The organism is Oceanobacillus sp. CFH 90083, from assembly GCF_009389585.1.
Lineage (GTDB): Bacteria > Bacillota > Bacilli > Bacillales > Amphibacillaceae > Oceanobacillus.
The window spans coordinates 18,568-31,623 of record NZ_VIYG01000015.1; the positions used below are offsets into that span (position 1 = coordinate 18,568).

The following is a 13,056-nucleotide window of genomic DNA, read 5'->3' on the forward strand; positions in this document are numbered from 1 at the left end:
CTTTTATGCCACAAATTAAATGAACAGCTTGCACATATCTATAAGTAAAAAATATTCATTTTAAATTATTTATATCATAATATTATAAACAGTTCAATGCAGGCAGTTTTTCATACTATACTGAAGAACCAATACTTTTCACTGAATCCATAAAAAGCTCCCGACAGATTAGTCTGATCAGGAGCTATTCCATTTTATTTCTTATTGTATAAATCCTGCCAAATACTGATCTTGCATGAGAACGACATAGGTTCCGGCAGGGTCCTGCATGACATGAACATCGAGCTCCACCGGATCAAGAAGCTCATCGATGTCATGGTATTTCTCAATTAATATCTCCAGATTTTTAGAATCAATTTCATCATTAGTAATTTCGCCGTCTTCATATAGCCTGATCAATTCCTGCTCTGTTTCTTGGTATATAGACGTATCACTGATTCCTTTTACGGAAATAGTGACAATAATATTATCCGTCGATTCAGCATGCGCATCAACCATTTCATATTCTGCTGTCGATAGTGCATACATAACAGCATCAGCTAACTCTATAATCTCTTCCCCTGTCACATTGGCGCTTTGCATGTTTTGTTCTGTATTTTGGATATACGTACTCTTGAAAAAGTCCCGTTGTGTTTCAGCTTCTGTTTTCTTCTCATCTTCCGAATAATTGTCTGGTGCCCGGTTGATAAACTCTTCGGCATTCTGGAAGACAGTTGCTTGAATCAGCGCATCCAGATATGCTGATGCTTCTGTTTCCAAAGCTTTTCGCTCTGCATCACTTAATACTTCTGTAGAGTCGGCCCCTCCTGCTTCTGCGGCGACTGCTGGAATTTCTATTTGTTCAGCGTTATTGTGATTGGAATACACATGCGTATAATTCTGTATATTAGAGAAATCATCCAATGTATATGCTAATTCCTGTTTGACTTGCTGCAGCTGATGTGTCTCTTTTTCAATCATTATTTCGAGTGAAAATGCATCAATACTCAAGTCGGATTGATCAATTTCCGTTACTGAAAAGGCAGTAACATATTTCGTATTTTGTTCAATGATTGCTCTGCCCAGCTCTTCTATGTCCGTTTCATTACCATTGTATGTGAGCACATAATCATTGTCTCTTGTTTCCACATCGAATTTATTATGGATATCCGGGTCTAATGTTAAGAAAAATGCAATTGGCATTTTCAACATATCTAATTGGCTGTTAAATATTTCTTCCAATTCGCCCTGCTCAGCGTTTGCTCCTTCAAAGCCCTCGGTCACCGTTCCGTCATCAAATTCGGTCAAAAAACTACTCCCATCTCTATACAGAGCAAAGCTTCCTAAATTGTAATAATCGATATTATTTTCATAGTCAAAAACAGCATTTCCAATAATCGCTTCTTCTTCCCTGTTTTCCTCAAAATCTACATCCAATGAGTCAAGGCTCTGCTCCACTTGTTCCGCTTCTCCCAGAATTTCTGAAGAATCAGGACTGGAGCAGCCGGCTATACATATTAAAATGAATAATCCAACACCGACTATATACTTTTTCACAACAAACCCAGCCTCCCTTCCATTTTGTATAAGAGATATTACATGAATTATACGGGAAGGAGAGCTGATTGACTACAGACAAATGAAGATTCAGGTATAAAGACCCCTTATCCAATACATCTATTTTCCTTGTTGCTTTGATGACGGGATATTTGAACAAGAAAACAGAATTCTCACCTTGAACGTAAATGGAATAAGAAGGGGATTGTTTAACTAATCATTCGAGATAATATTTTTTAAAATAGGTAAATTACAAGCATGTAATTTTTTCCCCTCTACCGTTAAAACAGTCATATCAGAATCGGTACCAGCCGCATGAAATTCTCCTGTTTCCCAAAATGCTGCTTTTCCGGAAGCCAGAGGAATTTTAATCTCATCACTGCCACAGACCCACCCTTCCCCAGCCACAATCATGAAAAGCTAATCTGCCTGTGCCTCGTGAAATGGGATTTTATCTCCTGCTTCAAGATACTTATAACTCATTCTAATATCGCTTGCATCGTGTAAAATCCGGTGTGCTGTAAATTTGGTCGTTGTGGAATCAACAGCTACTCCATGTTCTTTTTGAAACGAAATAATTTTCAAAGTTAACCCTCTCCCTCATAAATTGAAGACAGCATTTTCATTCCGCTTCATAACGAAGCATCGTCCACATCCCAATATCCTTAAAGCCCAATCGTTTATAGATATTTCCTGCTGCCGGATTATCATAGAAAAGACATAGCGACTTTCCTTCTGCCAGCAGGGTAACACATAATTTCTCCATACATTTCGTTGCATAGCCCTGCTGCTCATATCCTGGTTTTGTTCCTACACCAACAATCATCGCAGATTGGGAATTCTCAGCAGTCGTCGATGCAGAAGCAACCATCGTTCCATTTGTGTCCCGTATAAAATATGTGCGCCCTGTTTTATTTTTCTCTGCATCCGCTCTGGATTCTATTGTTATATTACTGGTTGAAAATTCAGGGATGGAACCCAGCATTTCGATATTCTCTTTATAATCAGCAGGACTCAGATATTCCACCTGCTTTATTTGCTCTGTATTTACTGCATAGCTTAATTTTTCACAAGCTGCATAATAGGTTTCCTTGTGTACACGTACATATCTATCAATATACTTCTGCAAAGGATCAATCAGATGATTCAGGCCACTTAGATCAAATCGATGTTTATGTGCGTTGATAATCTCCGAAAACCCTTTCACATCATAGTCATTTTCACTGTATACAATAAAATTTTCACGATAGCGAAGGAGAACAGCTATTAATTTCTGCTTCTCCCATTGTCCCCAGACATCTTGAATATCTGAATCATAGCCAAATGCTTCAATATCGCCAATAATAAACAAATTTTCTGCGGCTTTAGGCTCAACCAGTTCCATGACTTTTCCATGGTCCTCTTTTGTCAGTTTTCGTATCATTTCATTTCCTCCCTGTAAGTTCGTATTTTAACTTTGTCTGGAACTCTCTCTATTCTTATCAAGAAATACTAGTATTTGCTCCCAGGAATCCTTTGCCGCTTTCGCATTTGCTACCTTTGAACCGCCAAAGGTCATCGTCATTCCTCCCCCTACATTCATGACAACATTAGCAGGCAGGTTAACAAAGCTATAAGGGAAAGCTAAAAAATGACCTGCATTTTTATAATATAAATAGCGATGCTGTTTCGATCTCTTTGTATTTTCCAGCTTCCCCTCCATCATTTCGACATATCGGCAAGAAGGCCATAATTGGTCATCTCCTCCTGCAATAAACATTACTGGAGCTTTTATGTTCTCAACAGGAATACTTGCTTCAGCAATTTCTTCTTGATTTTCCAAGGTATTATCCCATATCGATAAATAAGAGACCGGTTTTTTTAATATCATATTTTTAAGGATAGAGAACATCGTTGCAAAGCGATATTTAAATTTTATATATGGTAAAGTTTGCTGATGAAGTGTCCAGGATGGTACAGGAGCAAAAATGCCATTTTTCATTCCTGCTGTTATATAAGCACTGGGAGCACCAGCGATAATAGACTGATAGTCCTTAAAGGCTGCTGCTAAAACAAGAGCAAGTTCCCCGCCCCGTGAATAGCCAATTAAATTTATCTCTCCATTGACATATGGGTGGCTTTTCAGCCACGTTGATGCTTCTTGAAAATATTCTAACGGGATATTTTCAAGGTTTTTCGGCAGCCCTTCCACATTAAAATAAGACAACGCCAATGCTGTATATCCTTTCGAAGCCAGCAAGGCCGCTGCATGCTCCTGCATCCCGCCATCTGAACCGCGAAGAAGAAAATTTCTTTTGTTCCTCATCAAATGTTGTGGCATGGATGGAAACCTTCTTATTTTGCGGACATCCCGTTATGTTTATATTTATTTCTTCATCAATATAGGAATCAATCGGAGTAACTTGTAATTCTGGAGACATAGGATCACCTTTTTCTTTCTTTATTTAACAAGATCTAGATACCCGAATCAAAATTTTCCCTGTACTCTTCCTGCTGCTAATTAAATCATGTGCTTCCGCTATCTTCTCAAGGGGAAATTCAGCACCTATCTGAATTTCTAATTTTCCGTTTGTGATTAATTCAAATAATTGTCTGGCTACAGGCTCTAATGTCTCAGGCCTTTCTTTTCGGGTTGTACCTAAACTGAATCCCAGAACAGACCTGCAGCTGGCATGCACTTCTTTTGTATTAAAACTGCCAATGCCACCAGATGAATTGCCAAAATGAATCAGCTTGCCAAAATGAGATAAAATATCCATACTTCTTTTTGTTATCTCGCCAGCTTGCGAATCAAAAATAATGTCGACTCCTTTATCGTCTGTTGATTCTTTGATTTTTTCATCAAAATCCGCATAGGTATAAACGTCATCTGCTCCTAATTCAAGCGGCAAACTACTTTTTTCAAGACTGCTTACCGTACCAATAATTCGTTTTGCTCCCAGTAACTTTGCCATTTGAATGATTGTTGAACCGACACCACCAGCTGCGGAATGTACTAAAACAGTATCTGTCTGATTTATTTGCGCTAAATCATGCGTCAATTTATAGGATAAAAAGCCGACAGTCGGGCATGCCGCCGCTATTTTAAAATCTAATTGATCCGGAATTTTAAAAGTAAGTAAATCAGAGGCTACGACATATTCAGCATATGCTCCACGCTTTGGAAAGCAAATAACACGGTCACCAGGCTGGACTTTTTCTACAGATGCACCGACCTTCTCTACAATTCCAGCTGCATCTAAACCTAAAATCATCGGGAATTCGGCCTTCGCTTTATTGCCAGTTCTATTCTTAACATCCGCATAATTTACACTTGTATAAATAACTTTAATTAGAATTTCATCCGGCTTAGGCTCCGGTTTTGGTATTTCTTTTAATTGCAGTACTTCTGAACTGCCAAATTCATTTATCACAACCGCTTTCATCATGTTGCCTCCCTTTTAAAATGACTTATGTCAGCTCTTTCTTAAACAGAACTCGATCATTACCAAATCCATCATAATTTGCTTTGACAGATACACCGTCTATTGTTTCATCCCCTTGTTCAATGATAAATCCCAATTTCTGATGAAATGCAATTGATGTTTTATTAACTGGTGAAGTGATGCAGCGAACGACTTTTCGATCAACTTTTTTAACTTTGTTGAAAAAGTTCTCATAAAGTATCTGCCCAATACTTTTCTTCCTATAATCCGGATGTACGCCAACAAAATGAATATAAGCTTCATCTAACTGGTCCTGAGATAAAAACCCGATTAAAAAACCTACAATTTCTCCTTCTTCTTCTGCAATAAAGCCTGTATTTTTAAAATGATTAAAAAACAATTTAGGCAGCATCCCTGCCATATCACGCCCGCCCCACCAGTCATTTATCTGCATAATCAGAACATCATAATCGGAGCTTTGTAAACTGCGAATCTCCATTCTAAATTCTCCCTCATTAATGGCACTATGTACCATCCATTTGTATAGATTCTTCTATTTCCCATGATAAAACAGTTGAATATTCTTATTGTTAAAACTAATATATCAAAAAATTATACAGATTTCTTTCTTCGTTTGAATTTTTAAGAATTTGCATTTATTTTTTCACGCCATTATGTCACCCCGATTTAAAACAGAGTGACAACAGAAGGGCAGTTATTTAGCTTCCATTTTCAATACTGGTTTATTAACTCAAAGGTATTTACATGCAAAAACATAATTCTTTAAATGATTGATAATACTTTATTTTAAAAAGGGGATTTGGAGAGCTCACCTCTCCAAATCCCCTTTTTTCTCATAGCCCTTATTTCCACACATCTTCAGCAATTCGAACAACATGCCGAACTTTTTCCCATTGCTGTGCTTCACTCAATAAATTTCCTTCCTCTGTGGAAGCAAACCCGCACTGAGGACTCAGGCAAAGCTGGTTCAATGGCACATAGTCCGCAGCTGCTTTAATCCTAGCTTTAACAGCTTCCGGGTCTTCCAGCTCGCTGAATTTAGACGTGATAAGACCCAGCACGATATATAAATCATCGCGGTTCACATGACGCAATGGTTCAAATCCACCCGAGCGATCATCATCAAACTCCAGGAAAAGACCATCAACCTGCAAACTGCCAAAAATAGTTTCTGATACCGCTTCGTAACCACCGCTAGACATATAGGTAGATTGGAAATTCCCCCGGCAAATATGCATCGTTACCAGCATATCATCTGGTCTATTTGCAATCGATTCATTGATTGCTCTAGCGCATAGTTCAGCTGTTTTCTCGGGATCTTTTCCTTTTTCGATCAAAGAATTTCTGCCCTTCTCTGAGAAAAAGGTTGCCCACGAAGTGTCATCCAGCTGCAGGTAGCGACAGCCTTCATCATATAACGCTTGAATCACTCCTTGATAAGCAGTGACCAAGTCATCGATAATGGCTTCATCATTTTCATAAATCCCTTCTTCAAAATCTGCCCGGAAAAAGAGCATGTTCGGGCTTGGAATCGCAAATTTGGCAACAGCATCTCCAGCAATACCATGAAGAAATTTATAATGTTCAATCATATAATGATTACCGAAGCCAATTTGACCTGTTACTTTGATACCTCATTTTTTGGTTTCTACCCCCGTAAACTGTAAACCTTGTTCAGCAGTATAACCTTCCACGCCATCTAAACCTTCCAGAAAATCAAAATGCCACCAGGCACGGCGGAACTCGCCATCTGTCACTGATTGAAGGCCTGCTTCCTTCTGCTTCTCTACCAGTTTTATAATTTCCTCATCTTCAATTTGACGCAATTGTTCAGGACTGATTTCTCCTTTTGCCTTTTGCGCACGAGCTTCCTTTAAACGCTTGGGCCGGAGAAAGCTCCCTACATGATCGGCTCTGAATGGAGCACTTGTATGTTTCTTTTCTGCTGATATTGTCATCGAATACCCCTTCCTCTTTGCCTGCTAGATTCATTCTAAATCCGATTAAAAAACCCCTTCTGAAAATAGAAGAGGTCCGTTATGGTAAAATCTCTTCTTATCTTCAAGCAAAAATGCTTCTGGAATTAGCACAGTACGATTGAACGTCTGCTGCTAAGGCTTCAACGGGCCAGTCCCTCCACCTTTCTTGATAAGAATATATGGAATTATATGAACAATTACAGATTACTTTACATGGAAGAGATGGATTCGTCAAGGAGAATTCCAACATATAGGGAGCTGCTGTCATTAATTTAAAATCAAGATTGCGTCAGCTTTTTTATCAGAAAAAAATCTTATTAGCAGCCCTATAAACAAAAATAAACAGCATCAATGCAATGAGAACCAATACTCCACTGCCCAAACCTACATAATTTACTGAACTTACACTTATAACTCCTCCTCCAATAAATGCACCCAGTCCAATCCCCATATAAAGCGCCGAAGCACTGAAGGATAACACCATTTGAGCCTGTTTCGGATTCAAGGATATGAGAAAGGAATTAAGAGCCGGATTCATGCCAAAGCCAGGAATCCCCCATAATATTGCGACAATTGATACCATCACAATGGCAAATGTAGATGGATTTAGCAGTGACAAAAATGAGAACGCTGCTAATAAAATAGCGAAGCCTCCAAGGGATAGCTTTAATGTTTTTGCCGCACCAATTTTATCTGTAAAATAACCTCCGACTAAGTTTCCCAACAGCGCGCCTATTCCAAACAGTACCAGAAAGACACTGATATTTTCTACATTTGTAATACCTGTAATAATAGGTGCTATGTACGTATATGTCATGAAGCCGCCAGTAGTCCCAATAATATTTACACATAACGTTAATAGGATAATTTTATTAAAGCCTTTTAATCTTTCTCTGATCGTCAGTTCCGCTTCTCTCTCCATTTTGGGCAGGAATACAAGCACTCCTATGACGGTAATGAACGAAACCAAGGATACAAAAATAAAAGAATAACGCCAGGTGAGCGCATTACCAATCCATGTCCCGATCGGCGCTCCTAACACTAACCCAATGGTTATCCCCGCTAATATAAAGGACAATGCCTTTCCTCTCATTTTGTCAGACGCTAAACTGGCAGAAGCCGTCATCGCTAAAGGAGTAAACACTGCCGCGGCCAGCGCAGCAACGATTCTTGTAAGAAAGAGCATCTCAAAAGAAGTAACAACTGCAGAAAGCGCATTTGCAACGGCAAATAGCAACATCGATAGAATCAAAAGCGCTTTTAAAGGCAAATTCATCGTTAACGTCCCAAAAAGAGGAGATCCTATCGCATAAGCAATAGCAAATACAGTAACTAACTGCCCTGCAGCAGCAATGCTAACATCCATATCGTTTGAAATAGCAGGCAGCAAACCAGCAATAACAAAATCATCTGTCCCTATAATAAATGTTCCTAGTACAAGTATAAGAAGCCGATAGTACATTTAATCCCCGCTTTCTTCTTTTTCCTTTTCCATTTCCCAAAACAGTAGAAGCTTTTCTAAATGCTGTTCAATTGCTTGAAAGTGTTGAATCTGTTCTCGAATATTTGCCAGCCTCTCTGCATAAAGCTCTACTGCATCATGAGCACATCCATTATTTTTAGTAAGCTGAAAATTATCACATGAGATAACATGATAAATCTCCTCTGTATTCATCCCAAGCTTCATAAATAATTGAACAGCTTTTACTTTTTCAATATCCGATTCCCGGTATTCTCGATAACCATTTTCTAATCGAATTGGACGGATTAGACTCTTCTGCTCGTAATAACGTAATGAACGAATGCTTACTCCTGTTTCCTTTGATAATTGACCAATTTTCATCGTTTATCCCTCTTTTATTTTTTGTTGTAACCTCATGATAAAGCATGACATGATGTCAGGGTCAATACATTTAGCTTCTAAAAGATTATGTTTCACACAAATACCCCAAGAAATGGTTTTATCTTGGGGTATTTGTATAAAAAGCCTTACTCGCTGCTGAAGAGAAGAATGAATAACTTTGGAGATATCAAAACTTAATTTTCCTCTTTACTATCTAATATTAAATTGTATCTCTTTTAGCGAAATTTCTTCAGCCGTAAACAAGTCGTACAGAAAATGTTCCCATTAATAACGCTCTCCTTAAATTAATGAAAAAAGATGCTGTTAATCCAGCTGATAGCCAACTGGTTCTATGGATAAAAAAAACGGTAACCGGAGTGTAAAACAAACCCATTTTGAAGAACCCTCTGCAATAAAAAAACCACAGCACTATCTATTAATTAGATACACCAATGGTTTGAAATGATCTATGATTTATTTTTTAACTCTATTAAATAACAAATTTATTTGGCTTTCTTTAAAATATTCACATCTGCCCTGGTAGATAATAATTCTGTTGATAGAACATCTAATTTAGAATCTACTTTGTCTACCTTCTCGTCTAATGAAATAAATCTTGAATCTACTTTTTCTTCCAGTGAAGTAACTCTTGAATCCACTTTATCTACCTTTTCTTCCAGTGAAGTGACTCTTGAATCCACTTTATCTACCTTTTCTTCCAGTGAAGTGACTCTTAAATCCAGTTTGTCTACCTTCTGTATTAATTCCTTTATTGCCAGCATTAAAGCTTCATTTGTCACTTTTATTTCTTCACTCATGCGAAATCGCTCCTTCACCGCATAAATACGATATTTTTATTATACATCATACACTGTTCTTTTTCATCTCCTCTCCCGGAAAATTTATCGCAGTGTAACTGGCTGTAAGACTCCCACTTCAAGAAATGAAGGAAACATATTATTTCTAAGTGGGAGTCTTACAGCCAGTAACGGCCCGATTCGTTCAACTAAACATTCAGTGGGAGATGGAAAGAAAACCCCCACTGAATGAGTTTCACTTTATATTAAACAGCCGTATACCATAAAAGGAATAAATGACTTTTAATACATAATTTATAATGAACATTCTTGCCACGGTGAGATCAAAACCAGATTNAGATGGAAAGAAAACCCCCACTGAATGAGTTTCACTTTATATTAAACAGCCGTATACCATAAAAGGAATAAATGACTTTTAATACATAATTTATAATGAACATTCTTGCCACGGTGAGATCAAAACCAGATTCTAAAAATTAAAAACTTTCAGAATGAACATCAAGTTGTATAAAAACCCTTTTTAAATATTTGATACCATTCTTCCAATTGATTTTGTGGCAATATCAAGGTATTTTAGAATTTCTCTGGAAAACTCAACTGCAGCCGTACCATTGGCAGTAATAAAACCTTCTGTTGAAACAGCTTGTTTTTCGATAAAATGTTCTTTACCCTTATAATCAGGAGCAGCTTCTATTAAATGAGCAGTTGAATTCCCAGTATGTATTATATGATCTAAGTATCCTTTATTTCTATATATATATAACAAAAAACCTGAATATTTTTCAAAATATTCCATTATCAAAACTTATGAATACTTTGAGTTGCGGTGAACATAACATCCAGGCAATGTTAACTTTTTCCTAAATACATTGTAGTTTGCTTTTTTCATTTTGATTCCCAAGAAAGAACTTTTAATCATACATTAATAATACCAAACAAACGTTCTTGTCGAAAGTTATTTTCAACAAAAAGCTTACTCCGTATAAAGCAGAGGTTTTCCATATCAAAAAATCTGATAGCAGAATAGGCTACCTGTGAAGCGATAGGAAAACCAGCACCTGAAATTTCGGTGGAGCACACGGGCTAATACCAATCGTCTGCATATTTTCAGTCATTATTGTTTTCATTTTTTATCAAATTGCCTTTATAAAAATTACTTAGAAAAGTTATACTCCATGATAAAATAAACATATTAAATAGCTGCCATTAAAAAATATACGAAGGGGAAATAAAATGAACTGGAAGATTAGAAAAGCCGTACAAAGTGATGCAGATGTAATTACTGTATTAAGAATGGAACTTCTGACAGCAGCCGGAGATGTAACTGAAGAAAATAAATTAAAAGTATTTCATGCAAACCAGCTTTATTTTAAGGGAAAGCTAGCTAATGGTCTGTTTACTGCCTGGTTAGCAGAGATTCATGGAGAAGTTGCCGCCATAAGTGGATTAGTATTTTTTGAAAGACCGCCCCACGGTGAAAATTTAACTGGATCAGAAGCGTATATAATGAACATGTACACCAGACCAGATTTTAGAGGCATGGGTATAGCCCGTTCCTTATTGGAAGAATGCATTTCGCATTGTAAAAGCGCAAATGTTCAGCGAATATGGCTGCATGCTTCTGAAGAGGGTCATCCTCTTTATAAGCAAATGGGATTTACTGATAAGCATTCGGAGATGGAGTTAATATTATAGAATACCACTCAGGCCGGCGGGAGTGTTTGTTAGCCTGAGTGATATTTTTACAACCTACGCGATATTAAAATTCTTTTTTCCTTTCCGAAAATAAAATCCTCAACGAATCTAAAGCCCCTAGCTTCCTGGCTTAGCAAATTCATCAGCATGAAACTTCCAATTATTGCATATCATCAATGTAACCAATTCATCTTTTTCTTTAAGATACTTTTTAAACTAAATCCCCCTCATACATTTTTCTCCTTATGTACAATGAATCCTTTCTGCATTTACCCATTTACATTACTCCACAGTCTCTTCTTTAATAGAATTAGCAATAGCCTCACATTTCTTGATTGCCCATATGTAATGTTTATAAGTATTCGCAGCAAAATAGCTGTATAAATTACTTGTCTTTGTCCACTTATAGTATTTTTTTGTCATGATTTCTTCATTAGTATGTGATTGTATAAGCTTCATTACTCTTTCGTGGCTTAGCTTCAATTTTTTTATCGCTTGATTTATCGTTACATCCTGGTAATTTTCCCAAATCTGCCTATTCAGCAGCCTGATTGTTCTCCACATATAACCCGGAGCCGGCATAAAAGGAGTATCTCCATCCATTCCTTCTCTGTACCATCTCTCAAGCATTGCATGCCACTCATAGAGATGCATCAATACATCACAGAAATTTTTATCTCTCTCTTCGGTTTCAACGGTAATTGTTCTTTTTCTGGCTGGGATGGATTCAATCATTTCTAATAATGCTTTAAGATTCTTTTCACTTTCCGTTAATAGAATTTCTTTCCCACTTTTCTCAGCTATAATAATCCCCTCCTATTTTACTATACTTTAACATAGGTATTTAAACGATTATACTAATTTTCAGAAAAAATATTCTAATAACTATTGAATTTAAAATCACACAATCTTAAATTCATAGCCTGTATAATTAAATATATTTTTAAATCCGATATTCTCTGCAACAGCTATCGAAGGCTTGTTAGAATCCATACAATCCCAATATGGAATAAGATTATTCTCCAAACACTCCTCCACATAAGTTAAGGCCGCTTTTTGTGCCAACTTTTTACCTTGATGTTCTTCTAATGTTTCAATCGCAGTAGCGTGAATATTATCAACTGCAAAATTTGAAAAACAGATACTTACAATTCTATTTTTAAACATCACACAATAGCCAATGCCTTTTTCTAAAAAGCTGTTGAGGGAAGACCAGGACTCTAATATCCTTGAATGTAAAAATTCAATATTTTCAACTGATTGATCACTATTTTCAAAAAGTCTTTCAGAAATTTTGACTATATTATATCCTTCTTCCATTGCAGGCTCGAAGCTGTTGCCTTTATAATCGCCTTTTTGTAAAGTGTAAACCCTCTGATCCCAGCTTCCTAAATGACGATCTTCAAACAGTCTTTTAATCGTCTCTTCCCACTTGATATGGTCGCCAATTCCCTCAAACCAGGTCAGCCCGATCTTTCTTGCTTCTGGTACAATTACCGTATCAATAAAATGATTTAATTCATTATTAAACGCCCCGTTACTTTCATTTCCAATAAAGAAAAAACCATCATTATTACCTAGCCAGATAAGCCCCGAAGCAGGAGACTCTACATCATCTACAAAAATACGGCCGGGATTTACTCCTTCTACAACTGCTTTTGCTTCTAATTGGCTCTGTTCATGTAATAACTCTTTACATTTGCAGAATTTTGAACTTTTTAATTCTGTTATCATTATTT

Annotated in this window: 14 protein-coding genes, 1 pseudogene and 1 riboswitch; of the genes and pseudogenes, 1 reads left to right on the forward strand and 14 read right to left on the reverse strand. The window is 37.0% G+C overall.

What is annotated here, in order from left to right; genetic code table 11:
* Positions 1-201 precede the first annotated feature (201 nt).
* The 12 genes and pseudogenes from FLK20_RS17930 to FLK20_RS17985 form a co-directional block, all read right to left on the reverse strand.
* The gene (locus FLK20_RS17930; RefSeq protein ID WP_152657969.1) at positions 202-1,536 is read right to left on the reverse strand and encodes a DUF6612 family protein; all 1,335 of its coding nucleotides are present in this window, start codon (positions 1,534-1,536) and stop codon (positions 202-204) included.
* Positions 1,537-1,749: 213 nt separating this feature from the next.
* Positions 1,750-1,950: a hypothetical protein gene (locus FLK20_RS17935; RefSeq protein ID WP_152657970.1), complete on the reverse strand. Its 201-nt coding sequence runs from the start codon at positions 1,948-1,950 to the stop codon at positions 1,750-1,752.
* Positions 1,951-1,956: 6 nt separating this feature from the next.
* Positions 1,957-2,121 (reverse strand): hypothetical protein, encoded by a 165-nt coding sequence (locus FLK20_RS21720; RefSeq protein WP_194165673.1) that lies wholly within the window; start codon positions 2,119-2,121, stop codon positions 1,957-1,959.
* A 37-nt stretch (positions 2,122-2,158) separates the two neighbouring features.
* Positions 2,159-2,959, reverse strand: a complete 801-nt coding sequence (locus FLK20_RS17940; protein ID WP_152657971.1) for a GNAT family N-acetyltransferase — start codon at positions 2,957-2,959, stop codon at positions 2,159-2,161.
* 27 nt (positions 2,960-2,986) lie between these two features.
* Positions 2,987-3,856, reverse strand: coding sequence for an acyl-CoA thioester hydrolase/BAAT C-terminal domain-containing protein (locus FLK20_RS17945; RefSeq protein ID WP_152657972.1), 870 nt, complete (start codon positions 3,854-3,856; stop codon positions 2,987-2,989).
* A 124-nt stretch (positions 3,857-3,980) separates the two neighbouring features.
* A complete protein-coding gene (locus FLK20_RS17955; RefSeq protein WP_152657974.1) occupies positions 3,981-4,961 on the reverse strand; it encodes a quinone oxidoreductase family protein in 981 nt (326 codons plus the stop codon).
* A gap of 25 nt (positions 4,962-4,986) precedes the next feature.
* Positions 4,987-5,460: a GNAT family N-acetyltransferase gene (locus FLK20_RS17960; RefSeq protein WP_152657975.1), complete on the reverse strand. Its 474-nt coding sequence runs from the start codon at positions 5,458-5,460 to the stop codon at positions 4,987-4,989.
* Positions 5,461-5,824: 364 nt separating this feature from the next.
* A pseudogene (locus tag FLK20_RS17965) lies at positions 5,825-6,940 on the reverse strand (5-methyltetrahydropteroyltriglutamate--homocysteine S-methyltransferase).
* A 94-nt stretch (positions 6,941-7,034) separates the two neighbouring features.
* Positions 7,035-7,137, reverse strand: a riboswitch (SAM riboswitch).
* Between the two features lie 125 nt (positions 7,138-7,262).
* Positions 7,263-8,423 carry an MFS transporter gene (locus FLK20_RS17970; RefSeq protein ID WP_152657976.1) on the reverse strand — a complete coding sequence of 387 codons (1,161 nt, stop codon included), beginning with the start codon at positions 8,421-8,423 and terminating at the stop codon, positions 7,263-7,265.
* Positions 8,424-8,804, reverse strand: coding sequence for a MerR family transcriptional regulator (locus FLK20_RS17975; protein ID WP_152657977.1), 381 nt, complete (start codon positions 8,802-8,804; stop codon positions 8,424-8,426).
* 503 nt (positions 8,805-9,307) lie between these two features.
* The gene (locus FLK20_RS17980; protein WP_152657978.1) at positions 9,308-9,622 is read right to left on the reverse strand and encodes a hypothetical protein; all 315 of its coding nucleotides are present in this window, start codon (positions 9,620-9,622) and stop codon (positions 9,308-9,310) included.
* 520 nt (positions 9,623-10,142) lie between these two features.
* Positions 10,143-10,418 carry a type 1 glutamine amidotransferase family protein gene (locus FLK20_RS17985; RefSeq protein WP_152657979.1) on the reverse strand — a complete coding sequence of 92 codons (276 nt, stop codon included), beginning with the start codon at positions 10,416-10,418 and terminating at the stop codon, positions 10,143-10,145.
* Between the two features lie 437 nt (positions 10,419-10,855).
* Between FLK20_RS17985 and FLK20_RS17990 the strand changes: the two genes are divergently transcribed.
* Positions 10,856-11,317: a GNAT family N-acetyltransferase gene (locus FLK20_RS17990; protein ID WP_152657980.1), complete on the forward strand. Its 462-nt coding sequence runs from the start codon at positions 10,856-10,858 to the stop codon at positions 11,315-11,317.
* Between the two features lie 282 nt (positions 11,318-11,599).
* On the opposite strand, the gene FLK20_RS17995 is transcribed toward FLK20_RS17990, so the two are convergent.
* Both FLK20_RS17995 and FLK20_RS18000 read right to left on the reverse strand, forming a co-directional pair.
* Positions 11,600-12,121, reverse strand: coding sequence for a ClbS/DfsB family four-helix bundle protein (locus tag FLK20_RS17995; RefSeq protein WP_152657981.1), 522 nt, complete (start codon positions 12,119-12,121; stop codon positions 11,600-11,602).
* A 96-nt stretch (positions 12,122-12,217) separates the two neighbouring features.
* The gene (locus FLK20_RS18000; RefSeq protein ID WP_152657982.1) at positions 12,218-13,051 is read right to left on the reverse strand and encodes a GNAT family N-acetyltransferase; all 834 of its coding nucleotides are present in this window, start codon (positions 13,049-13,051) and stop codon (positions 12,218-12,220) included.
* Positions 13,052-13,056: the final 5 nt, after the last annotated feature.

What these genes read in the sequence shown, in the direction of transcription:
- FLK20_RS17940 (WP_152657971.1), bottom strand. Translation starts at nt 2,959, where the DNA reads ATGATACGAAAACTGACAAAAGAGGACCATGGAAAAGTCATGGAACTG.
- FLK20_RS17985 (WP_152657979.1), bottom strand. Translation starts at nt 10,418, where the DNA reads ATGGAATATTTTGAAAAATATTCAGGTTTTTTGTTATATATATATAGA.
- FLK20_RS17955 (WP_152657974.1), bottom strand. Translation starts at nt 4,961, where the DNA reads ATGAAAGCGGTTGTGATAAATGAATTTGGCAGTTCAGAAGTACTGCAA.
- FLK20_RS17990 (WP_152657980.1), top strand. Translation starts at nt 10,856, where the DNA reads ATGAACTGGAAGATTAGAAAAGCCGTACAAAGTGATGCAGATGTAATT.
- FLK20_RS17960 (WP_152657975.1), bottom strand. Translation starts at nt 5,460, where the DNA reads ATGGAGATTCGCAGTTTACAAAGCTCCGATTATGATGTTCTGATTATG.
- FLK20_RS17935 (WP_152657970.1), bottom strand. Translation starts at nt 1,950, where the DNA reads ATGATTGTGGCTGGGGAAGGGTGGGTCTGTGGCAGTGATGAGATTAAA.
- FLK20_RS17945 (WP_152657972.1), bottom strand. Translation starts at nt 3,856, where the DNA reads ATGCCACAACATTTGATGAGGAACAAAAGAAATTTTCTTCTTCGCGGT.
- FLK20_RS17980 (WP_152657978.1), bottom strand. Translation starts at nt 9,622, where the DNA reads ATGAGTGAAGAAATAAAAGTGACAAATGAAGCTTTAATGCTGGCAATA.
- FLK20_RS17975 (WP_152657977.1), bottom strand. Translation starts at nt 8,804, where the DNA reads ATGAAAATTGGTCAATTATCAAAGGAAACAGGAGTAAGCATTCGTTCA.
- FLK20_RS17970 (WP_152657976.1), bottom strand. Translation starts at nt 8,423, where the DNA reads ATGTACTATCGGCTTCTTATACTTGTACTAGGAACATTTATTATAGGG.
- FLK20_RS18000 (WP_152657982.1), bottom strand. Translation starts at nt 13,051, where the DNA reads ATGATAACAGAATTAAAAAGTTCAAAATTCTGCAAATGTAAAGAGTTA.